32 protein-coding genes are annotated in these 23,092 nt (G+C 30.4%); 31 read left to right on the plus strand and 1 reads right to left on the minus strand.

Features of this window, described 5'->3' with window-relative positions; translation table 11 throughout:
• Positions 1-251 precede the first annotated feature (251 nt).
• The 29 genes from ACY2RX_RS04845 to ACY2RX_RS04985 all read left to right on the plus strand — a co-directional run bounded on the left by ACY2RX_RS04845 (position 252) and on the right by ACY2RX_RS04985 (position 21,489).
• Positions 252-497, plus strand: coding sequence for a hypothetical protein (locus ACY2RX_RS04845; protein ID WP_490102835.1), 246 nt, complete (start codon positions 252-254; stop codon positions 495-497).
• A gap of 39 nt (positions 498-536) precedes the next feature.
• The gene (locus ACY2RX_RS04850; RefSeq protein WP_490102836.1) at positions 537-1,004 is read left to right on the plus strand and encodes a hypothetical protein; all 468 of its coding nucleotides are present in this window, start codon (positions 537-539) and stop codon (positions 1,002-1,004) included.
• A gap of 103 nt (positions 1,005-1,107) precedes the next feature.
• Entirely contained in the window at positions 1,108-1,581 is a 474-nt protein-coding gene (locus ACY2RX_RS04855) for a hypothetical protein (RefSeq protein WP_490102837.1), read from the plus strand.
• 36 nt (positions 1,582-1,617) lie between these two features.
• On the plus strand, positions 1,618-3,036 hold the full coding sequence (locus ACY2RX_RS04860; RefSeq protein WP_490102838.1) for a S49 family peptidase: 1,419 nt from the start codon (positions 1,618-1,620) through the stop codon (positions 3,034-3,036).
• A gap of 19 nt (positions 3,037-3,055) precedes the next feature.
• The gene (locus tag ACY2RX_RS04865; RefSeq protein WP_490102839.1) at positions 3,056-4,003 is read left to right on the plus strand and encodes a hypothetical protein; all 948 of its coding nucleotides are present in this window, start codon (positions 3,056-3,058) and stop codon (positions 4,001-4,003) included.
• 17 nt (positions 4,004-4,020) lie between these two features.
• Entirely contained in the window at positions 4,021-4,461 is a 441-nt protein-coding gene (locus ACY2RX_RS04870) for a hypothetical protein (protein ID WP_490102840.1), read from the plus strand.
• Between the two features lie 3 nt (positions 4,462-4,464).
• Complete coding sequence (locus ACY2RX_RS04875; RefSeq protein ID WP_490102841.1) at positions 4,465-5,037, plus strand: hypothetical protein; 573 nt, start codon at positions 4,465-4,467, stop codon at positions 5,035-5,037.
• 393 nt (positions 5,038-5,430) lie between these two features.
• On the plus strand, positions 5,431-5,874 hold the full coding sequence (locus ACY2RX_RS04880) for a hypothetical protein (protein WP_490102842.1): 444 nt from the start codon (positions 5,431-5,433) through the stop codon (positions 5,872-5,874).
• Between the two features lie 2 nt (positions 5,875-5,876).
• Positions 5,877-6,119, plus strand: coding sequence for a hypothetical protein (locus ACY2RX_RS04885; protein ID WP_490102843.1), 243 nt, complete (start codon positions 5,877-5,879; stop codon positions 6,117-6,119).
• Positions 6,120-6,206: 87 nt separating this feature from the next.
• Complete coding sequence (locus ACY2RX_RS04890; RefSeq protein ID WP_490102844.1) at positions 6,207-6,956, plus strand: hypothetical protein; 750 nt, start codon at positions 6,207-6,209, stop codon at positions 6,954-6,956.
• The gene (locus ACY2RX_RS04895; protein ID WP_490102845.1) at positions 6,949-7,569 is read left to right on the plus strand and encodes a hypothetical protein; all 621 of its coding nucleotides are present in this window, start codon (positions 6,949-6,951) and stop codon (positions 7,567-7,569) included. Before ACY2RX_RS04890 ends, ACY2RX_RS04895 begins: the two co-directional genes overlap by 8 nt.
• Positions 7,570-7,746: 177 nt before the next feature.
• Positions 7,747-8,019, plus strand: coding sequence for a hypothetical protein (locus tag ACY2RX_RS04900; RefSeq protein WP_490102846.1), 273 nt, complete (start codon positions 7,747-7,749; stop codon positions 8,017-8,019).
• Positions 8,020-8,096: 77 nt separating this feature from the next.
• Positions 8,097-8,657, plus strand: coding sequence for a hypothetical protein (locus tag ACY2RX_RS04905; protein WP_490102847.1), 561 nt, complete (start codon positions 8,097-8,099; stop codon positions 8,655-8,657).
• A complete protein-coding gene (locus ACY2RX_RS04910) occupies positions 8,647-10,161 on the plus strand; it encodes a hypothetical protein (protein ID WP_490102848.1) in 1,515 nt (504 codons plus the stop codon). The genes ACY2RX_RS04905 and ACY2RX_RS04910 overlap by 11 nt, the downstream gene beginning before the upstream one ends.
• Positions 10,162-10,476: 315 nt before the next feature.
• A complete protein-coding gene (locus ACY2RX_RS04915) occupies positions 10,477-10,818 on the plus strand; it encodes a hypothetical protein (protein ID WP_490102849.1) in 342 nt (113 codons plus the stop codon).
• On the plus strand, positions 10,818-12,164 hold the full coding sequence (locus ACY2RX_RS04920) for a hypothetical protein (protein WP_490102850.1): 1,347 nt from the start codon (positions 10,818-10,820) through the stop codon (positions 12,162-12,164). Before ACY2RX_RS04915 ends, ACY2RX_RS04920 begins: the two co-directional genes overlap by 1 nt.
• Positions 12,161-13,105 carry a DUF6712 family protein gene (locus tag ACY2RX_RS04925; RefSeq protein WP_490102851.1) on the plus strand — a complete coding sequence of 315 codons (945 nt, stop codon included), beginning with the start codon at positions 12,161-12,163 and terminating at the stop codon, positions 13,103-13,105. Before ACY2RX_RS04920 ends, ACY2RX_RS04925 begins: the two co-directional genes overlap by 4 nt.
• Before the next feature lie 163 nt (positions 13,106-13,268).
• Positions 13,269-13,889 (plus strand): hypothetical protein, encoded by a 621-nt coding sequence (locus tag ACY2RX_RS04930; protein WP_490102852.1) that lies wholly within the window; start codon positions 13,269-13,271, stop codon positions 13,887-13,889.
• Positions 13,890-13,900: 11 nt separating this feature from the next.
• Positions 13,901-14,422, plus strand: a complete 522-nt coding sequence (locus tag ACY2RX_RS04935) for a hypothetical protein (RefSeq protein WP_490102853.1) — start codon at positions 13,901-13,903, stop codon at positions 14,420-14,422.
• A complete protein-coding gene (locus ACY2RX_RS04940) occupies positions 14,422-14,853 on the plus strand; it encodes a DUF1353 domain-containing protein (RefSeq protein WP_490102854.1) in 432 nt (143 codons plus the stop codon). Before ACY2RX_RS04935 ends, ACY2RX_RS04940 begins: the two co-directional genes overlap by 1 nt.
• 1 nt (position 14,854) lies before the next feature.
• Entirely contained in the window at positions 14,855-15,121 is a 267-nt protein-coding gene (locus ACY2RX_RS04945) for a hypothetical protein (RefSeq protein ID WP_490102855.1), read from the plus strand.
• A complete protein-coding gene (locus ACY2RX_RS04950) occupies positions 15,121-15,741 on the plus strand; it encodes a PAS domain-containing protein (RefSeq protein ID WP_490102856.1) in 621 nt (206 codons plus the stop codon). The genes ACY2RX_RS04945 and ACY2RX_RS04950 overlap by 1 nt, the downstream gene beginning before the upstream one ends.
• Positions 15,738-16,202 carry a M15 family metallopeptidase gene (locus tag ACY2RX_RS04955; RefSeq protein ID WP_490102857.1) on the plus strand — a complete coding sequence of 155 codons (465 nt, stop codon included), beginning with the start codon at positions 15,738-15,740 and terminating at the stop codon, positions 16,200-16,202. Before ACY2RX_RS04950 ends, ACY2RX_RS04955 begins: the two co-directional genes overlap by 4 nt.
• 4 nt (positions 16,203-16,206) lie before the next feature.
• Positions 16,207-16,707: a hypothetical protein gene (locus ACY2RX_RS04960; protein WP_490102858.1), complete on the plus strand. Its 501-nt coding sequence runs from the start codon at positions 16,207-16,209 to the stop codon at positions 16,705-16,707.
• On the plus strand, positions 16,704-17,444 hold the full coding sequence (locus ACY2RX_RS04965) for a hypothetical protein (protein ID WP_490102859.1): 741 nt from the start codon (positions 16,704-16,706) through the stop codon (positions 17,442-17,444). Before ACY2RX_RS04960 ends, ACY2RX_RS04965 begins: the two co-directional genes overlap by 4 nt.
• Complete coding sequence (locus ACY2RX_RS04970) at positions 17,437-17,955, plus strand: hypothetical protein (protein WP_490102860.1); 519 nt, start codon at positions 17,437-17,439, stop codon at positions 17,953-17,955. Before ACY2RX_RS04965 ends, ACY2RX_RS04970 begins: the two co-directional genes overlap by 8 nt.
• A gap of 12 nt (positions 17,956-17,967) precedes the next feature.
• Positions 17,968-18,222 carry a hypothetical protein gene (locus tag ACY2RX_RS04975; protein ID WP_490102861.1) on the plus strand — a complete coding sequence of 85 codons (255 nt, stop codon included), beginning with the start codon at positions 17,968-17,970 and terminating at the stop codon, positions 18,220-18,222.
• Between the two features lie 90 nt (positions 18,223-18,312).
• Complete coding sequence (locus ACY2RX_RS04980; protein WP_490102862.1) at positions 18,313-18,687, plus strand: hypothetical protein; 375 nt, start codon at positions 18,313-18,315, stop codon at positions 18,685-18,687.
• A 3-nt stretch (positions 18,688-18,690) separates the two neighbouring features.
• On the plus strand, positions 18,691-21,489 hold the full coding sequence (locus tag ACY2RX_RS04985; RefSeq protein WP_490102863.1) for a phage tail tape measure protein: 2,799 nt from the start codon (positions 18,691-18,693) through the stop codon (positions 21,487-21,489).
• Here the strand turns inward: ACY2RX_RS04985 and ACY2RX_RS04990 are convergent.
• A complete protein-coding gene (locus tag ACY2RX_RS04990; protein ID WP_490102864.1) occupies positions 21,486-21,713 on the minus strand; it encodes a hypothetical protein in 228 nt (75 codons plus the stop codon). The genes ACY2RX_RS04985 and ACY2RX_RS04990 overlap by 4 nt on opposite strands.
• A 101-nt stretch (positions 21,714-21,814) precedes the next feature.
• Between ACY2RX_RS04990 and ACY2RX_RS04995 the strand changes: the two genes are divergently transcribed.
• Positions 21,815-22,345, plus strand: a complete 531-nt coding sequence (locus ACY2RX_RS04995; RefSeq protein ID WP_490102865.1) for a phage antirepressor N-terminal domain-containing protein — start codon at positions 21,815-21,817, stop codon at positions 22,343-22,345.
• A 212-nt stretch (positions 22,346-22,557) separates the two neighbouring features.
• Positions 22,558-23,022: a JAB domain-containing protein gene (locus ACY2RX_RS05000; protein ID WP_490102866.1), complete on the plus strand. Its 465-nt coding sequence runs from the start codon at positions 22,558-22,560 to the stop codon at positions 23,020-23,022.
• The last annotated feature ends 70 nt before the right edge of the window (positions 23,023-23,092 follow it).

Consider the following 23,092-nt stretch of genomic DNA (forward strand, 5'->3'; position numbering starts at 1 on the left):
ATTTTATTGATTAAAAAAGTTTTTATTTTGTTGGAAAATGTTGAACGGTGTTTTTAGCGTTCCAACATTTTTAAAGTGCGTTCAACATAGTCCAACAGTCTTTAAAATAATAAGTGTTTGATTTTTAGATATTTAGTTGATTTGTTGGAAAAGTTGAACGGGAATCCAACAAAATTAAATAGGATTGGAAACCAGTCCTATTTTAATATTTGGAATGCAATTATTTTTGTATCAACGTAAAAATTTAAAATATGGCATCTAAAAAAAATATTACTGTTTTTAAAAGAGTAACTAGAACTGTAAAAGGAAAATCAGAAAATCAATTAGTAGCAGTAAAAACTGATGGTACAGAAAATGCATCTAAAGAGGCTATTGAAAAAATGGCAAACGAAGGTGTAATTTACTTTGAAGTAGTAGATTCAACAAAAGGGATTAAAAGCAAATACAGCAAGCTATTATCTGGCAAAAATTATGAAATAAAACTGGAGAAAATTTAAAGAAATATAGTATATTAATCCTTTAAATTACCGTAAAAAATGATTACTCTAGAAATACCAATTAAGCCTTATTTAAAGAAATACCTAACCAAAAAATATGGCGAAATCCATCACGTTAAAAAAAACTCTTTACTTGGCGGAATTATTATTGATATTCTAGACAAACAATACAGAAAACAAGTTATTGATGTTGATCGAAAGTCTTGTTATAAAGTTTCAGTTCCTGCAACCATAGTTAAAGAGGTTGGTTTTGATATTTCTTTTTTAAAATTAAAAAAGTTAGCCGAAAAAATTTACACCATTTTTTACAATGATCTTGAGACCTATATAAAACTATCGATTGAAAATGATTTAAAGTTTCATAATGAAAAACACGACTCAATCAATAAACAAAACCGTTTAAAAGCAATCGCTCAATTTTTAGATTTTTATGATATTACTGAAGAAGAATTGAAATTAGATAGCGTGTATAGAACCATTGATAGACGTTTAAAATCGGACAAATAGTGTATTTTGAAATTTAAGAACCTGCCTAAAACACTTATAAATACTGCATTTATTTAGTAGGACAGTTTTCAGAAATCTTTTTTTTGTCCTAAAATGATATAAAATGAACACCATAAAAACAGAGAATTTAGAGCAAACAGGAGGTTTTTTTAATGCTCAAATTGTAGCTATTGATGAACTAACTTCTTGTCCATCTATTTTAACCAATAACAATGCAAAAGATATTGTTATCACTCCTTCCACTACTTATTTAGATATTTTACCAGTTGCAGAAAACATAAAAATTACCGAAAAATCTACGAAAACAAAATCTGGAACTCTTTACACTATTAATGGAGAATTTGAACTCCCTGTACAATCATCTGAATTAGATACTTACTTTAACAGTTACTTGTATAAAAAAGTTATTTTGATTGGTGTTAAACATTATGGCCAACAAAAAATGTATGGCTCTAAAAAATTTCCTTTAAAATTTTCTTACCAGTTTATTAATGGAAAAAAACTAGAAGACGGGAGTAAAATAATGGTTAAAGTATCTGGTAAAATACCGCAAAAGCCAGTATTTATAAACGATTAGGCGTTTTCTAATTTCCTGTCCTATTTTAAAAATAGGATGAAAACTATGTTTGTATTGTGCAAAAAGCATATTACAGATATGAGTATTTCAAATTTACACACCTTACTTAATAGACCTTGGTACATAGAGCAAAATTATGGCGCTTCTCATTTACCAATATTATTCAATCTATTAGAAGGGAAAAATATTACTTCTAAAAAATCAAAGAAGAACAAAACACTTTCTTTTATTGATTTAAACGGAAACAATACTTCAAGTTCTTCAACTTCTAAAAGTGTTGCAATACTTAATATTAAAAATCCAATTGTTAAACATGATCAGTTTTGTGGGCCACAAGGCACAAAATCAATGATGCGCCAATTGGATAAACTAAAAACAAATGAAAGTATTGCAGGTGTTGTTTTAGATGTAGATTCTGGAGGTGGTCAATCTTATGGTACACCAGAATTTTATGATTACATCTTAACATACCCAAAACCTATAGTATCGTATACCGATGGATATATGTGTTCAGCTGCTTACTATATATCATCAGCATCAAAACATATTGTTGCTAATAAACGAGCTGAAGCTATTGGAAGTATAGGCGCATATTCTCAAATATTAGACCTTACTGGCTACTATAAAAAACAAGGTGCGAAACTACATACTATCTATGGTACAAAATCTACTGAAAAGAACAAAGCCTACAGAGAAGTACTTAAAGGAAATTACACCGATTATATAAAAGAAGAATTAGATCCACTAATTGACACTTTTATTTCTGATATGAAATCGGCACGTCCAGGTATTAATGAAGATGTTTATAAAGGTGGTACTTTCTCTGGTCCAAACGCTAAAGAAAAAGGATTGGTAGATGAGATTGGCACAATTCAAACCGCAATTAATAAAGTATTCGAGTTAGCAGAAGCTACCAATAATAATTCAAACACAAATAATTCTAAAAACAAGACAATGAGCAAATTAAATGTGCCTTTGATTGAAGCTGTTATTGGCAGTTCTTTTTCTGAAGGCGAAACTGAAAACGGCATCATCTTAACAGATGACCAAGCATTGGCAATTGAAAACAGATTATCAGAAAATGATACTGCTATTGCAAATTCGGAAACAGAAGCAACAACAGCTTCTGAAAGAATAACCGAATTAGAAGCTGCTAATACAACTGTAACTACTGCTATTCAAAATGCATTAGCAGCTTCTGAAAGAATAACCGAATTAGAAGCTGCTAATACAACTGTAACTACTGCTATTCAAAATGCATTAGCAACTGCTGAAGTAGAAGGAGCTGCTACAATGAGTAATGAAGAAGGTATTACTGCATTAATCAATTTAGTTGCAGAATATGGTGCAGAAGATGGAGCAAAAGCTACAAACAATTTAAAAAATAACGGTGTAACAGAAGGTAACCCAAATGTAATTGGTGGTATTGATGTTAGTGCTGCAATGAATAATTAATCTTTTAAAATTAAAAAAAATGTCAATCGTAAAAACTGATTTAGTTACTCAATTTGGTGGACACTACATTCCAGAAGGACAAAACGAAAAACGTTTACTTTCTGCATTACGCCAAAAATCTGTAACGGCAAGTTATGCAAAACCACTAATTTATGATGGCGATACGTATCGTTTTTCTAATGTGGTTTTAGGAGAAATTGTACAACAATTTCAAAAGCAATTCACTCCGAAAGGGAATATTGAATTCAAACCAAATGAAATTAAACTAAGAAACTTAAAGATAGATTTAGCTTTATATCCAGACGATGTAAAGGCTTCTTGGTTAGGATTCTTAGAAGGCCTTAATGAACAAGAACGTGCAAAGTGGCCAATTGTTCGTTATATGATAGAAAATGAGGTTATACCTCAATTAAAACAAGATTTAGAACTTAAAGGTTACTTTAAAGGACAATATGTTACTCCTAATATTGGAACTGCTGGTACAACTGCAGCTTCAATTGATGGTGTTAAAACTCTTTTAGATGCTGGAATTGCAGATAGCTCTATGCAAAACATTGCATTGTCTGCTGCTGTTACACCTGCTAATGCATTTGATATGGTAGAAGAGTTTGTTGATAATATTGATCCATTGTTAGACAGCGTTAAAAAACGTGTATATATGGATGAAAGAATCTTACGTTGGTATCATAGAGATAAGCGTAATACACATGGAACTGATGTTAATTACAATGCAGAGAAACCTACTGTAGATTTTACTAATGTTGAATTGATTGGTTTACCTTCTATGGCAGGAGAAAAATATTTTTGGATGTCTCCTGTAGATAATTTCTTGTATTTAAGAAGAGTTAACGGAATGAAAAAACCAAAAGTAGAAGAGCATTTAAGACAAGTTTTCTTAATGTCTGATTGGTGGGAAGGTTTAGGCTTTGGACACAATGAGTTGGTTTATGTAGCTAAGTGGGTATAATCTTTAAAAAGTAAACAATGAACAAAAAACAATTATTAGCACGTGCAAAGGAACTTCAAGTAGAAGTTCCTGACGGTGCTACAAATCCAGAAATAAGTAATTTAATTAAAATTGCTGAACATCCTATTCTAACTAAAGATTTAGCTACTGCTAAAAATGAATTAGAAGGACAAAAAGAACTTACAGAAAAAGCAATACAAGAACGTGATGCTGAAACTGAAAAATTAGCAACTGCTTTTGAAGAAATCACTTCTTTAAAAGAAAAATTAGCAGAAGCAACTGCAACTCCAGAAGTAGCAAAAGGTGATACTTACGAAAACGAGGAAGGAGTTTTTGAATTTACGGTTACTAACTTTAGATTTAAAGGAAATAAGTACACATCTGCTGATGCTGTTGCTGATAAAGATTTAATGGAGTCTTTAATAGAATCGAATTTTATTTATCTAAAAAAACACTAAACCATGAGTATTAAAGTAGAAAAAATTGGAGAACCAGGTTGTGAAGTATCAGGTGGTTTTTCGCACACAGAAGTTTATGTAGCTTTACTATCAACTTTTGCTTCATTAACAGAACCAAAAGAACTATGTGGAGATGGTGCTGCAACAACTTTAGAAGAGTTGATTACTATTACAACTGCACACACATTTAATACTGGTTATGGCTTCACTAAAATGAGAGCTATACAAGAAAGTGTTGGATTAGAAACAACTCAAATTGGTGATCCTAATAAATCGCCAATGCAAGAAAATAAATTAACTGTACAACTTTTAGGTTCTAAACCAGAATTATTAGGATTTAAAAGACAGTTTAAAGGTCAAGATATTGTGGTGTTAGCTCCAGAATTTGGCAGTGGTAATTTAAGACAGATTGGATCTGCTAAATTTGCTGGTAAAATTTCTGAATCTAGCAGTAAAATAGAAGCTACTGTAGATGGCGAAAATACAACTACATTAGTTTTTATGGATAAACAAAAATATGATGCACCAATTTATAGTGTAACTGGAGGTGGTATAACTTCACAACCTTCTGCATAATTTTTCATTAGTTAATTAGTTTGTTATAATTAGGAAAACCACTCTTTTAAACAGAGTGGTTTTTTTTATTTTTTATATTTATTTTTACGAATGTAATCGTTAAAAAACAAACCCAATATCCATAATACTATAAAAATTGGTATGTGCCACCACTCTAAATTTTCCATAATGGCAATTTATAAATAAATTTCCGTAACAAAAGCGTAACAAATAAAAAAAGTTTTGTATGTTTGCAATGCAACAATTATTAAAATAGATTACAATGCAATCTTTAAACAAAATTTTTATTAATCTTAGCCCAAGTAAGCCAACTATAAAGTTGGGATTCTTTAATGCATTTGTATTTCTGATGATTGTTGCAAACTTGCTTGGGTCTTTTAAAAACAATTTATTATGCAACAATCATCAGAAGCAACAGCAGTTGCACCAACCCAATTTACTTTTATAAGTAAAACAGACACCAGTTTAGGTATTTTACAATTTGCACAAAATTTGGTGCAAGATAAAATGACCTACCAATTTTTTAAAGCCACAAGCTTACAAAAAGCGTTGTTGATAGCTACAGAAAATTATGAGGTACACAACCTTATTAATACCTTTGTTACTGCTCTAGAAAAAGAAGATTATGCTTTTACAGAAATTTTTAAAAACTACAATATTGCCTTTGTTTTAGAAGTTTTAAATGGTTTAAAAAAAGAAACTCAAAAACAATACAAGCAAATTATTATGCAATATGGTACAAAGAGTTTAAAGCAAGATCAAAAAGATTTTGCAAAAGAAAACAAAGCTTTTTTTAAAGAGTTAATTGGTTATTTTAATCTTAAAAACGTAGCATAGTTATGGAAAATGTAAATATAAAAGATACAATTATAGATGCGTTTACTGTGGTTGGCGATAATTTAAAAAAACACCAACACGCATTACAGCGTTTACACAACACTAATTTATGGTTAAAAGAAAATGAAACCCACGCTTGTATAGATAATAAAGAGTTAATTACAGATGTTTTAAACACATTTATACATCTTGGCTTTATGGTGCAAAACCAAGAAAAACAAATAACAATTTTTACAGAAAGTTAGTTCATTTTTAAAAATTTAAAAGACACTCAATTAGAGTGTCTTTTTTTTGTCCTATTCTAAACTGCTGACAATTGCCATTTTTACACTATGAAAGTAAACGAATGGTTCTCTAATGGTTTTGATTATAATGCAGGTATTTTACTATACGCTTCATTAAAAGGGCATAGCCCTAATTTAGTGCGCTTATTCTTAAGAAAAGAAAGTCCTTCTAATTTTGAAAAGTTAAAATATGAGTTGGGTAAGTTTAGAGAAAAAGGCACAATAGCAAAACCTCTTATTGTGAAAAAAACAAAAAAATCACAATTAGATCCTTCTATTATTCTTCCAAAAATTGAAAAAACAACCAAGAATACATCATTCTATTTTTACAGATTAAATGAATTGCATGTTGATTTACACCCTTTATCACAACAACAACGTGCTAATTTTCAAAAAGCAATCTCTCTAAAACTCCAATTAAATCAATTGCATCCATCAGAAGAAGGTGCAGCACTTTCTTTATGTATCGAAATAGAAGATTTGTTTGATTCTATAGAAACTGCTCAAAAAGTTTTAAAGCACTATGTAGAGCATAAAGTAGTGTTGAATATTGCTCCAAGAAACTACAATTCTTTAACTGCTGCACAATTAATTCAATCAAGAAATAATAAGAGAATTTCTGTATCTAAATGCAAAAAAACGGTTGAAATTTTTGAAAATGATTTAGGACAAAATTTGTCCAAATCTGAAACCACTAAACAAGCAATTGCTTTAGAAAAAGCAAAAAGTAAATTATTAGAACACGAACTTGATTTACAACAATTAAATGAATTGATAAATACACCAAAGAATGATTAAGATAGAAAATTTAGGAACTGAATTTGACGAAGTTACAGCAGCTTTCAATCACGAAGAAATATATGTTGGTTTGGTAGATGAAATGCTAAATATTACAGAGCCAATAGAAATTAAAAAGCTAAAACCAGATAGTGTAATTGATGATTTAATTGTGATAAAAAACAATCATACTTTTATAGATGGCGTAAATTTTACCAAAGTAAAAGCAATACAAGAAAGTGTTTCTTTAGAAACAACTCAAATTGGTACAGCTACAAAATCTCCATTACAAGAAAATAAATTAACTGTACAGCTTTTAGGCTCTAAAGCAGATTTATTAGGTTTTAAACGTTGGCTTAAAGGAAAAGATTTAATTGTATTAGCACCAGAGTTTGGAAGCAATTTTAAAAGACAATTTGGTTCTAAAAAGCAACCTTGTAAGTTAATAGAAGCCAGTAGTAAAATAGAACCTACCAAAGATGGAGAAAATGTAACAACTCTGGTTTTTGGAGATTCTCAAAAATATGATGCTCCTTATTATTTAGGAGATTTAAGTGGTGTTGTATCGTACTTTACAACAGATTATGAAACCATAACTTCAGATCGTGATGATGTGAGCTGTGATATAGATTAAATTATTTTTTATATATTTGTAGTGCGACAATAGTACAATTAAGTAATTAAAAAATGCTTTTTAACACAAAATTTATTAATCAAATCCCAAGTAAGGCAATAGTAATATTGCAGTCTTCAATTTTTAATTGCTGTACTTTGTCGCAGACTTACTTGGGTATTTATAAAACAATTTATTATGCGACAAAGTACAGAACAAATCCAAGACGAAGAACCTATAGAAAGAAAAATAGCTTGGTGGTTAGATAGTTTTGAAGGTCACGTTAATTACATTAAAGATTCTCAACAATTATTACACGATTGTATTACAGAAATGAACGACCAATGTTTTAATGAAGCACAGAAAAAGGCGTGTGCTACTTTTTTAAACAATATTTTATCACTTACTTTTTTGGTTAAAAATTATCCAGAAGAAATTACAAAATTTGTAAAGTACCATACACATCATTAAAAATTAAAAACCACTCATTAATTCGAGTGGTTTTTTTTGTCCTATTCTAACATTTTGACAATTGCCACTTTTGGAGTATGGCAGAAGAAAATATAGCTTTAATAAATAACGGAGACACTTCTTTAGATAAAGTTTGGGCACATTATAAAGACCCAAAAAAACACAAACTTACACCAAACCAAAAGTTAGTAAATGAACGTTGGTTAGCGGCTTGGACAGCATTAACAAAATATAAGAATAAAACAAAAGTTGCTCAAATTCTACAAAAAGCATATCCAATTAAAAGAGCGCAAGCTTTTAGAGATATTAGAAATGCAGAAAAATTGTATGGTAATGTCTTACGAGCAGATTTAGATGGGCAAAGAGCATTATTGTATCAATTTGCTTTAGAGGGCTTTAAAAAAGCAATGGCAAAAGGAGATATGAAATCTGCTAAAGGTTTTCACGATGCTTTAAGAGATTGTTTGCCAAATGAAGAAGCTGCTAATTTTAATCCAGAAAAATTAGAATACAAAAAAGTAGTTATTTCTGCTCCACAAATAGTTATTGATAGAATAGTAGCTCGTGGAAAATCTGGTGTAGGAGATTATAACAAAATAGTAGATGCTGAAGCAATTGTTATAAAAGATGAAGAATAAAATTAAATTTGAGCTTAATGATGCGCAATTAGATGTTGTAATTCAAATAGAGTTTGGTGGTAAAAAAGTAATCTATTTAGAATGGGGACGTGGAACAGGTAAGTCTTTTATTCTTGCTTATATAATGTTACGAATGGTACAACAAATGCCTGGTGCTTCTTTTGCTTTTGTGGGTCCTACTTATCAGCAAATTTTAGCAACTATGTTGCCATCAACAAAAAATGCCTTAAAAAAATTAAACATTTTTGAAAATATCGATTATGTAATTGGTAAAGATGGAACTAAGTTAGGTTATGATGCGCCAATTTATTCCCCAGATAAATGGAACAATATAATGCATTGGTCTAACGGTTGTACATTTCAATTTGTTTCTATGGACAACACCAGTTCTGGACGTGGCTTAAATTCTTTTGGAGAAGTTGGCGATGAAGCTGTTTTGTTTGATCCTGTAAAATTATATAATAATGTAACCATAACCAACAGAGCAAAAGAGGCTCGTTTTGAAAACTGCTCTTTATTTGGGGCAAAGATATATGCTTCTTCTACTGCAATGACAAAGCGTGGAAAATGGTTTACAGATAAAGAAGATTTTTGCAAATTACCAGAAAACAGAAAAACACATTATTTTATAAAAGCATCTGCAGAAGTAAATATGCATAATTTACAGGATGGTTATTTAGAGCAAATTAAAGCAGAAGCACCAAGTGAACTGCATTATAGAGCAGAAATTTTAAACGAACGACCAACTGAAATATTAGACGGCTTTTATCCGCAATTAAAACCACACCATTATTATGTGGACCAGGAGAATGATTATCTCATAAATATTACTGGTAATTACACAAAGGCATCATTCAACTGTAAACAAGATTGTGATATAGATAAGAGTAGGCCTTTAATCTTATCTATTGATTGGGGGACTTTTTCTGGAGCAGTTGTACAGCAAAAACTCCCCAACAAACATAGAATCTTAAAAGAGTTTTGGGCATCACAACAAAGTGAGTCTAAAGATGAAGAAGATTTAATTAATGATTTTGTAGAGTATTATGCTCCACTTCCAAACAAAACCGTTCATTTATACTATGGTCATGATGGTAATGCTAAAGTAAAGAAAGGTACAAATGAAACCTATGGAGATGTATTAGTTTCTCTACTACAAAAGAAAGGATGGATTGTGTATGATAAGAGTAAACGTAAACCTGTAGCTCCACATAATGATAAGTACATACTTATCAATATGATGTTTAAACAAAGCAACTCACGATATCCTGCTATAGAAATAAACGAATACAATTGCCCAAATCTTATCATTGGTTTAGAACGTGCAGAAGCTAAAGAAGGGAAGAATGGTATAGAGAAAGTAAAGAAAGATGAACGTAATAGTTCTATGAATCAAGCACACACCACTCACCTACCAGATGCGTTCGATATCCCTATATGGGATATCTATAAGCACTTGCTTAAAGGCAAGAAAGAATACTGGGACCTACCAACTACGATGTAGCTATTTTACAACTCAATTTTCATATATCCTCTTTTTTTGACTATGGCAATTGTCATTCGTCAAAGGACGAGGCGTAAAGAGAATGTATAAAAGAGATTCTACAAGAATTTTTTAACCTTTAAGTATTTGAAAATAAAATACTTACTTGTTAAAAAATGAGATTATCAGTAGAAAAACAATGTAAATAGTTTGTTTTTTAATCTTATCCTAATAAAAAAACGTGCTTTTATTATAAATAATCTTCTTTTCTACTACAAAAATGATTAAAAATATTCTGTCCTATTTTAAAATGACTAGTCGCACGAAATTAGCATTATGGAAGAAAATATTTCTTTAAAGGATGCACTTGCGATAATCGATAAAAAAAATAAAGAAGGTAACGCTTATCCTTTTGATATCACATTTCGTTCGCTTCAAAGAAACTCTAAAACTGGAGGTAAACTTTATGAGTATAAGCAAGTAAAAAAATTACGCTCTAAAAAAGGTATACCATCCAAAAATTCTTTAATAAAAGCGGTGCAATCTGGCACAACCTCAAAAAGAAATCCGAACCATTTTGAAAATAGAACTAGGAATTTAGAACTACAAAATGGACAAAAGAAAAAAATTCATATTCGATTAATTATTTCAATTAACGGTAAAAAAGTTATTTATTAATGAGTACAACATTTATAGGCGATGTAGCCATTACAGGAGGAAATACCAAAGCTATAGTTTCGTTCGCTTCTACTAAAAAAGCAGATGCAAATGTAACTAGTGTAATTCTGCATACCGAAAATGCTTCTGGTAAAATTGCAGCTTGGGGTGCTAACAATGATTATCCTCAAAAAATAACAAAGAAAATAAAACCCACAGGAACGTTAAGAAGGGGTTTAAGAGTTAATATAAATGCACACTATGGTTCTGGTTTTATTTTGGCAGAAGAAACATACGAAAATGAAAAACGAATTATAAAACAAATTCCTTTACACAAGCATCCAGAGATTAATGCTTTTTTTAAACGCAACAGAATGAAGCGTTTTTTTAAAGAAATTATTTCTGATGAAGAATACTGGCATTTTGCATGTCCAGAATATGTTTTGTCTAAAGATTTCAAAAAAATAAATCGAGTAAAACGACAATTCGCAGCAGATAGTCGTTTTGAAATTATGGACGAAAACACTCGTACAATAAATAATTTGTACATTTCTTCTAAATGGGAAGAAGGCGTTGATGTTGCATCTAAATATGTAGATAAAATTCCTTTAATCAACTCTTTTTTATCAGCTGAAGAAGTAAAAGAATACTGCAAAAAACATAAAATACACAACTTTGTTCGTCCTGTTTGTTTTCCAATGCTTACTAGCGGTTATTATCCAGATCCAGAATGGCAGTCAATAGAAAGTAGTGGTTGGTTAGATATTATTAATTCCATACCAAAATTTAAGAAAGCCTTTTTAGAAGAAAAAATGAACGTGAATCTACACGTTGAAGTCTTTGAAGAATACTTTGAAAGAAAGTATAATAATAAATGGGAAGGTTTTACTCCAGAAAAGCAAGATGAAATTAGAAAAGAATTTATTGAACAATTAGATCAATCATTACGTGGTGTAGAAAATGGAGGTAAAAGTATTATGTCAATTATTTATAAAGATGATAATGGTACACCACAACCTGGACTAAAAATTACTGAAATCGAAAAAGGTAAAAAGGATGGTGCTTATTTAGATGATACAGCAGCAGGAATACAAGCAGCGTTAACAGCAGCAGGAGTTTCTCCTTCTTTAATTGGTGCAGGAGTACCTGGTACTAAAGACGGTGGTGGTTCTGGAAGTGATAAAAGATTAGATTGGTTCATTCTATCCGCTTTAAAAAAACCAGACAGAGAAACCACTCTAGAAATTTTTGAATTTATTCAAGATTACAACGATTGGGATGAAAAACTAGTTGGTGGTTTTGAAGAAACAACTTTTACAACTTTAGACCAAAACCCTACAGGAACACAAAAAGCAGCTCAATTATGATTATAAAAGATACAGCAACACTTCGAGAATATATTTCTGTAAATGGTTCAGTAGATTTTGACAATGTTAAATCTTCTTTAAGAATTGCAGAACGTGAATTTGTGAAACCTTTAATCGGTTCAGCACAGTTAACCGTATTCGAATCAGAACAAACTGACCCCATTATAAAAGAGGCGCAAGCATTAGCACAAGAAGCAGTTGCTAATTTTGGGTATCATTTATACTTACCTATAAATGCTGTTCAAATTTCAGACAATGGTATTCACGTTACTTCTAATGAAAATACTAAATCAGCATCAGACAAACAATTTAAGGAATTGCAACGATCTTTTAAATCAGCAGGACATAAAGCACTAGACGAATTACTAGATGTAATGGAAAAATCCGCAGATAAATTTTCAGCGTGGTTTAGTTCAGATTGCTACACAGTTTACAAAGAATTATTAGTAAACAAAACGTCAATTCTTAATAAATACTATCACATCTTTAACAGCAGGCAAACTTTTGTTGCTATGAAACCTACGCTTAAAGTTGTAGAAGATCAATTTATAAATCCAGTTATAGGGTCAAGTTTGTTAGTAGCCTTAAAGATTAACCAAACAGATACTGTAAGAAAACAAGTAAAAGAATTATTACAGCAATCTATTGTTGCTTTTACAATAATGAAAACAGTAGATAACGGAATGTTTGTTTTAGATGCTAAAGGAATGCACATGCGCTTTGATGTATTGCCTTATGAAAAACACATATCTTTTTCTCAAATGAAAACTTCAGACTTTTTAATTCATACAAAAAAAAGTAAGAAAGTAGAAGGCGAAGAATATTTAAAAATGGCAATTAAGCTAATAGTTTCGAATACTGCAAAGTTTCCAGAATATCAGATTAAAGAAGCACAAAAGCATATAACACTAACCAATACCAAGTCTTTAGTTGGCTTGTAAAAAGTTGTCCTATTTTAAAAATGGGATTAGCTAGATATTTGAATTATGATACGAATTTTTAGTGTTTTAAAACAAGGAGTTAATCGTGTCGCCTCCTTTTTTAAGAGCGATTCGGAAACAATTACTTGCGATAACGAAAATATAACTTGTGATATAGATTAATATGGCATTTCACGATACAATTAATACAGGGGTTACACCTAATGATGGTCAAGGCGATGGTTTAAGAACCAATATTCGTAAACTTCATGATAATACTAAAAACAACAAACAACGTCTGGATGATTTGAATGGAAATACACCTTCATCTGTTAGTTATGGAAATGTAACGCAATTAGAGCCTTTAGATGCTGCAGTAGGTTACTCAAATTCTCAAACTGGGGCTATAAAAATTAAATTACCTGTAAATAATTCAGGTTCAATGATAAAGGTTTTTATAGAAGTATATAATTTCTCTACAGATAAATCTTTTTCTGTGATCGTAAGTGGTTACTTAAATCCAAGTTCTAATTTATGGATGCCTAGTTCTTGTCAAATATTGGGCTCCAAAATAGAAATTAACTTCCCAATAAGATTAGGTTCTTCAGGAGGAAAAGCATGTATATATATTGGTGACTTGAATTCAACTTGGTCATATCTAAAAGTAAAAGTTTCTAAATTAATAGCAACTCATTCTTCTATTTTACCAGCTACTTGGTTAACTGGTTGGAATATTTCTTTAGAAACAACCGCTTTTGAAAATATAACATCTACTCATACAAACAATCTACCAGTATCACAATAAAATTTAAGAATATGAAACTAGTATTAAAAAATAGCAATTACGTTCATCCAATTACAAAAGAGATACTCAAAGATATATTTGTCTCTGATGGCGAATTTTCAGACATTCCTTTATTAGATAAGTTAAAAATTTCATTTTGGTTATGTCAAAACTACAAAGACATTCAATTCAAAGATGAAAATGGAGAATTAAAACCATTCGAAGTAGATAAAGTTAAAGTACTAGATACTGATACTTTAGAGTTCACGCCAAATAGTTATGCTCCAACGTATGTCACAAAAGACGGAGAAACAAAAGACTTATTTGTATTTCTAGAGGCAGGAGGTCAATTAGATGGTACAGAGCCTATTGAAGTTGGTTATCCTAATTACCAATCTATTCAAAAGTACCTTTTAAAAGATAATATTGGAGATGCTTTGGTATTCAAACCAAACCTTGATGCAATCGGATTACAATTAGCAAAAGCATTCGTTATAAAATCTTGGAAATTAAATGGAGAACCTTTAGGTGTGCAATTCAAATTTGAAGAGTAATGAAATTGCAATTCCTCCAGACACCAACCTATATACCTATAAGGTACATTCCTCATTTCAATGGAGAACGCACCTTTGAAGTTACTGAAGATATAGAAGTTACTTTATCAGATGGTTATGTATTAACTATCGAAAAAGGTTTTATAACAGATTTAGCTTCAGTACCAAAATGGGCGTGGTCTATTTTTTATCCAATCGACAAAGGTTTTCTGGGAGATTTAATTCACGATAAATTATGGGTTGATAAAGTTGGACAAATTCAGCACTTCAATAATAGCTTTTATGAGGCTCGTTTATTCGCTGATAAAGAGCGTACACTTTGGCGTAAAAAACTAGCTCCTAAAAAGAAATTTAAAAACTGGTTAACACACGCTGTAATCAGGTTAATTGGCGGTTTTTTCTATTCAAAACAAATTTCAATACCTAATTAGTATGAAAAACTTATATAAACTCATTCAAAAATTCACTCCTAAAGCAGATAAGTTAGGTCACTTTTATTGGGGATTTCTATACTCCATTGCAGGAGTAATTGGCTTCTTTATTTTTGATGCGCTTTGGTTAATTGCTTTACCAAGTATTGTATTAGCAGCTTCAAAAGAATACTTTGATTCTAAAGGTCATGGAAATGTTGAGTTTTTAGATTTCGTATTTACCATTATACCCGGATTAATAATCACTTTTATAATTTATCTTTTATAATGGAATATTCTTCTATAATAGTACCTATTGTTACTGCTATTTTTGGTGGTGGTATTGGCGTATTTTTTTCTTTTAGAATTAACTCGAGAAAGCAAAATGTAGATGAATATCAGTTTTTGTTAAATGAACGAAAAGAAATTACCACAGCCTTAAGTAAAAGAATAGATTTATTAGAAGAAGAAGTTAAAGATTTACGAAAAAAAGAGTTTGAAAGTAAAGAAGAAATTTCACTATTAAGAAATCAGTTAATATTATTTGAGGGTAGCCATACAGACATTCCTTTACCAATGTGGTTAAAAGATACAAATGGTAAAATGTTGTACTTAAACAAACCTTATGAAGAAATGTTTTTACTTCCAAGAAATTATACTTCAGAAGATTATATAGGGAATGATGATTATTCTGTTTGGAGCGATGAAATAGCTGCTGGTTTTATAACTTTTGATAAATCGGTTGTAAGAAGCAAAAAACACACACGAAGAATTGAAACCATAGAAGATGTAAATGGAGATTTGTACTATGCTTTGGTTTTAAAATATCCAAGAAAAATAAATGATAAAGTAATTGGTATTTCTGGCATCATTTTAAGGACGTCAAAAAATAAAGAAGATTTAAAATGACAACAAACCAAATTATAGCAAAATATGGGCGTCCAAACGAAACTGGAGCAGGTTATTTAACAGTTATTCAATTACCATACCCAATGCGTTTAGCTTGGGATATAGAAGTTTCTGTAACTCGAATGAGTTGTCATAAATTGGTTGCAGACAGGTTTTTAGCTGTATTTAATGATTTGCTAGATCACTATGGCTATGATGAAATTGTACGTTTAGGAATAGATTTGTATGGCGGTTGTTTCAATTATAGAAGAATGCGAGGTGGTTCTGCTTGGTCTACACACGCTTGGGGTATTGCTATTGATTTAAATCCTGCAAGAAATCGACTAAGAGAAACAAGTGCTACAGCTCGTTTTGCAAGGCCTGAATACAAGCCAATGATTGATATTTTTTACAAACACGGCTTTGAAAGCTTAGGAGTTGAGAAAAATTATGACTGGATGCATTTTCAAATTAAAAATTAATATTATGAAAAAAACAATCTACACCTTACTAATCTTAATAACATTTACCTCTTGCTACACTTTAGAAAAAGCACAAAAACAAGTAGTTAAAGCACATTTTAAATTTCCAATAGTTACCTCTGGTTTTTGCGCAGAAACTTTTCCTGTTAAAGAAAAAATTGTAGAGAAAACAAAATTAATTAAAGGAGATACTGTAGTAAAAAAAGAAACGATTACTGTAGATTGTGATAGTGTAGTTTCTGATGATAAAATTGAAAACAAAGTTTTAATTCAGTATAAAACCATTTACCAAACAGACACTCTTGTTAAGACTAAAACAATTGTAAAAGAAAATACTGCTAAAGTCAAAAATTTAGAATTACAAATTGAAAAACTTGAGGCTATTCAAAAAATAAACGAAACCACTATTTCTAATTTAGAAAATAAGAATAGTTCACTTTGGAAATATTTAATTTTGTCAGTAATAGCAAATGTTGTTTTAGTAATTGTAGTAATAAAAAAATGACAATAAACATTAACATACCTACTAATTGGAATGATTTAACTGAACGTCAACTAAAGAAATTGGCTAGTGTTTTTCACTGTAAAAAAAATGCTATACAAGATGTTTTGGTGTTTTTTACATTATTAAATGTACGTTGGTGGCAATTTTTAAAAGCGTATAAAGCTGGTAAAGTTTTAAAAAACGTACCAATTTCAGAACTTAAAAAACACTACAATTTTATTTACGAAAAGCAAGAACGTACAAAATTCATCAAGAGTATAAAAATCAAAAACAAACAATTGTTTGCTCCAAATGAAAGAATTACAAATTTAAATGTAGATGAATTTGCTCACGCAGAAGATTTGTATTTAGGATGGCACAAAACAAAAGATATTGAATACTTACAATATTTAACCGCTGTTTTATACAGAGAAAAAGACGAAAAAGGAAAACGTTTATTGTTTGATAAAACCGAACTAGAAGAGCGTGCAAAAGCACTCTCTAAAATTAATAAGCCAATTTTGTTAGCTACTGCGATAACATATCAAGGTTGTAGAGAATATTTGTACACGCAATTCCCTGTTGTATTTCCTAAAACCACTAAAAAGCAAAAAACACCAAATAGTAGTGGTTTTGGTAAATTAATACTGCATTTATCTGGTGCAAAATTTGGTTCTCATAACGAAACTAAAACTACCAATGTATATACTTTTTTAAGTGAATTTGAAGAGCAACTAAAAAAAGAGCCAAATGCCTAGAGTATCATTATTAACAGTTGTCAATTATCTAGAAGCATTAGCAGATGCTCATAAAGATATTAAAGGAAAATATCGTTGGAATGTTTCTGAAGTTACAGGAGCATTGCGTAAAGGTGTAGAATTACCTGTAAAATTAATTGATGCTGTAGAAACTCAAACCTCTGGAGATAAAACCAAAACCAAGCACACCAATACAACTGCATTTACCATTGTAGGAAAGCCAAATAACAAAACTGGTAATTTAGATGAATACAATGCGCAAAATGAAGTACTTGATTTTTGCCAACAAATCTGTTTTGATATTGAAACCAGAATTTTACACGATGCTAGTTTACCAAAGATTAATGGAGTTAAGAATTGGTTGTATGGTATGGTCGATAAAAATTCATTCCATCATTTTAAAGTAGGACCTTTATTTTCTGATGCATTGTATGGTTATAGATGTGAAGTCTCTTTAAAAAACCAAGTATGTACTATACCAGATGTTTCTAAATGGGATGATTTGGATTAAAATAATTTTAAAATGGAAAAAATATTTATTATTAATTTATTCATCACTTTTATAATAGGCTATTTGATTAATTGGTACTACAGCTATAAAAAAATGTTTCAAAAAGTTGTTATTGATAATTTTTATAATGTTGACTGGATACATTTAAAAGAACCAGGTATGAACATTTATTTAACTAATGATTTAGATGATAATATTGTGTATGCTATAGGAGGTACTTTTATTGATGAAGTAAGCATAAAAATATATTGCAAATTGATGAAATAATTTTTAAGAACTCATTAATTTGAGTGGTTTTTTTCTGTCCTATTTTAAAAACACCAACGCACCTAAATTGCCATATAAATTAGGTGTAAAATGTCTCGAGAAAACTTCCAACAATTAGAAAAACAAGCTGGTCAAAAAGCAGCTTTAGTTTTAAGAAAATCTCTTAAAAGTGAAATTCGTAATCTATTTGAAACTACGCAAGGTAATAGCGAAATACTACGATCTACCGTTGTAAAAAAAATGAAAGGAGGCGAATTACAACGATTAGTAATTAAAATACCTCATTACGGTTTTAAACAACATTTTGGATTTGATGGCGTAAAAAATAATGGCGTGAAACTTCGATTATTAAGCAACACCAATTTTTTAAATGATGCTTTACAAGCAAACAATGCTTTAGAAACTTTGGCTTCAGAAATAGGAAGCATTAGAGGTGAAAAAGTAGTATCAAAAATCAATTTTTAAAAAATGGCTAACAAAAAAATTACAAGACAATTATCCATTTTTATAAATGACAAGGAAGTTCAAAATAGCCTTGGTCATATCGGTAAAAAAATTGCTGAAATTAAGGGTAAACTTAAATGGGAGGTTAAGCCCGATAAAATAAAAGAGTATAAAGACGAGCTCCAACAGTTAACTTTAGCTCAAAATAATGTAAAGGAAGAAATATATGATACAAATATTTCTTTACAAGAGGCTCGTGGTCATTGGAGTAATTTAATAAACGGTTTAATTACCGGAGATTTAGATTCTGTAAGTGCAGGTCTAAAAGGTATTGCTGGTAATATAAAAGGAATAACCAAAGCAGCTTGGGCATTTATTGCTACACCAATTGGTGCTGCAATTGCTGTTTTGTCTGGTGTTGCTTTAGGAGTAAAAAAATGGGTAGATTATAATTTAGAAATAGAAAAAACAAATCAACTTATTCGTGATTTAACTCAAGAAACTGGTACAGCTGTAGATGCTATTCGTGTACGTGCAGAAATCTTAAAAGACACCTTTGAAGTTGATATTAATAAATCTGTAGAAACTGCAAAAAGTTTAGTAAAAGGCTTTGGTATTTCTTATAACCAAGCTTTTGATTTAATAGAAGATGGTGCTATACGTGGTAAGCTAAAAAATGATGAATTTTTAGATAGTTTAAAAGAATATCCTATCCAATTTAAAAACGCAGGTTTTTCTGCACAAGACTTTGCAAATATCGTAAGTACTGGAATCGACCTTTCTATATATTCTGATAAGTTACCAGATGCTATAAAAGAATTTAACCTTTCTATTGTAGAACAAACAGATGCAGCTAAAGAGGCTTTAACCAATGCCTTTGGCGAAAAATTTACATCTAAACTGTTAATAGGTCTAAAAAACGGTTCTGTAACTGCAAAAGATGCATTGGCTACAATTTCTGCTGAAGCTGAACGAATTGGTCTAAATTCTCAACAAGCACAATTATTAACAGCAGATTTATTTAAAGGAGCTGGAGAAGATGCAGGTGGTGCTTTAAAAATATTTGAAGCTGTTAATATTGCTCTTAACAAACAAAAAAAACCGCTTACTGAAATACAACAAATTCAAAAAGAACAATTAGATACAAATAAAGAATTGAATAGTGTTTATACACAATTATTTGCTTCAGGTTCAAAAGGCTTTAATGTTTGGATTCAAAAAGGAAAACTATTTGCAACACAAACACTTTTAAAAATTCTTAAAGGCGGTGTAGATGTCTATAATTGGTTTGTTGAACTTAATAATGAGTCTGGCTTATTTTCAGCTTTGTTAAGTGCAATAGGTCAAATAGCTGTTACACCTTTTAAAGTTTTAGGTAAATTAATTTCTGGTGCTTGGAATAGTTTTAAAGGTTTAGGAAACATAGTTGCTGGTATTTTTACTTTTGATTTAGACAAAATTAAAAAAGGTTTTTCTCAAGGCTTTGGTGCTTTAAATAAAACAATCAAAGAAGTTGCTAAAGTAGGTGTGGATGCTGTTTCTAAAGTTTATGATGCTTTTAATGACAAAAGCAAATTAGAAAAAGTGTCTTTAGCTGATTTTTTAAGTGATGATACAGGAGAAGTCACGTCTACTGATGAAGACACTCCAATAGTTACAAATACTAATGGAGAAGATTCTGAATTAACCCCAGAAGATAAAAGGGTTATTGAATCTAAAAAGAAGTTAGCCGAATTTTTAAAGGAATGGCAGGAAAACAAGAAATTACAAGAAGAACTCGAAAAAATAGAAGTACAATTTAGAGCAGAAGAAGAAGAAATTTTAAATCTAGAATCCAAACTTCTTAAAATGGAAGAAGAAGCTGGAATTTTGGGCTTAAAAAACGAAGAGTTGAGTGAAGCTGATAGAATTTTAAAAGAAGGTTTAGAAACAGCTAAAGAAGAAGGTATTGCTGCTATTCGAAAAAAATATGCAGATAAAAGACAAAAAGAAAAAGATAAATCCGATAAAGAATACGAAGAAAAACTAAAAAAACACCATAAACGTTTAGCAGATGCAGAACTCGAATTAGAAAATGCAAAAGCGAATGCATTAAGATTTGGAGTTAATACTTTAAAAGGAATATTAGGTGAAAAATCGGCTATTTACAAAGTGCTTTTTGCATTAGAAAAAGCTATGGCAATAAATAATATTATTGTAGGTGCTTCAAAATCTATTGCAACAATTACTGCTTCTACTGCTGCTGCAAATGCAAAGGCAATAGCAGCTTCTCCACTAACAGGAGGTTTACCTTGGACTGGAATTAATACAGCAATAGCAACTAAACAAATTTTAGCTACAAAAATAAATGCAGGAGTTCAAATAGCTTCTATTGGTGCATCTGCAATAAGTGGTTTTTACGATGGAGGTTTTACAGGCGACAAACCAATTAGATACGACTCTCAAGATGGAGTAGCAATGGACACGCCTAATGGTCCTTATCATATAAATGAATGGGTTTCTCCAAAATGGATGACTGAAAGTCCACGATATGCGCCAACAATTCAATATTTAGAACGTGAACGTTTAAAAGGCCCTGGCTTTTTTGATGGCGGATTAAATACTACTTCTTCTACACCTGCTCCAATTTTTGATGATGAAGATAGTAATGAAACTTCAGCTAACAATGAAACGAACCAAATGTTAATGAGCCTTTTATTGAAGTTAGACTCAAAGCTTGATGCAGGATTTAAAGGTTATGTAGTAAAGGATTACGAGGATTTTTTAAGGCAAAAAGAAATTGACCAGGAACACGAAGATATTTTTAATAATACCAGAAGTTAAACTTTACCATTATTCATTTGCAGTTCTTGAATAATATAATCTTTTATTTTGATAGGTTCTGATTTGTCAAGTTTAACAATTGTCCAATATGAAGGAAAGCTATTATCTTTTTCTTTCATTTCTTCACAAAGTTTACGAAGATTACTAAACACTCCTAATGTTAAGTTTTCCTTATTAATAGTGTAATATTTCTTCTTTTTTAATTGCTCTTTGTATGTAACCATATTGCGAATATATAAAAATATTCGAGTTTTTTTGTAAAAAAACTTGTTTTGTAAATATTTTCGAGTATATTTACCGAAAATTAATTTTTAAACTAAAATTTATGAGCGCACAGATTATTACAGTAAATGAAAAAGAAATCCCAATAGCAACAATTAATAATGAAAAATTTGTTGCAATTAAACCAATTTGCAATGCTATTGGAGTGGATTTTCAAAAGCAATTAGAGAAAATAAAAGCCGATGAAATTATAGGTCAGTTATATACCCTGAGGGGTATAACTGGAGCAGATGGAAAAACGTATAAAATGGGAACAATCCCTTTAAGGTATGTTTTTGGTTGGTTGTTTACAATTAACCCAAAAAATGTAAAACCAGAAATAAAACAAAATCTAATAAATTATAAAAAAGAATGCTATGATGCTCTTTTTGATACATTCACAAAAAGAACAGCTATCTTAAAAGAAAAGACAGGATATCAAGTAAAAGTTTCTCAATTAGAAGACGAACTTAAACAAGATGATAGGTATAAAGAAATTCAGAAATACAAATCTTTAATTAAAAATGCGTCTGAAAGAATGAATAAACTTGATAAAAATGTAATTAACGAACAATTAGACCTATTCAAAAAATAATAAATGTAAAATTCAACTATGGGCTTCAAGCCCATAGTTGATATTAAAATAATTCATATATTTACAACGTCAAAAATCCACGAATACTATGATATTCAAAAACAATTTTATTAATATAGGTAGGAGTTCTGAAGCGGTAACGCCCAGACAGTTAGTTTTACTTCGGTATTCGTGGACTGGACAGCTCCTGCCGTTTTTAAATCTTCTTAATTATGTCAAACCACGAAGAAAAAAACGAATGGCTTTTATCTGAAATAAAAGTCGATTACAAACCAGGTAAATTAAATAATGTAGCACATCACAGTAGAGATGCGTTTCATATTTTCCATAAAATTTGGGATTCTGCATTACTACACGTCCAAGAACAATTTTATGTTTTGTTTCTAAATAGTCAAAATCAAGTATTGTGTTGGCGTTGTTTAGGTACTGGCACAAGTAACACTTGTCTTATAGATGTAAAACTGCTAGTTGCATTGGCTTGTAAAACATTAGCGTCTAGTATTATTGTTGCTCATAACCATCCAAGTGGTAGTTTACGCCCATCAATAGCAGATAAAAACATAACTACCAAACTTAACAATGCATTAAAATTTGTAGATATAAAATTGAGCGACCATTTAATAATGGGAAGCTATAACTATTATTCTTTTGCAGATAACAATATGATACAATTTTAAGGTTGCGAAACACAATTGCTCAATTGTGGTAAAACCATTCATTAATTTGGGTGGTTTTTTTTGTCCTATT

The sequence above is a fragment of the Polaribacter sp. 2405UD43-2 genome (assembly GCF_058147125.1).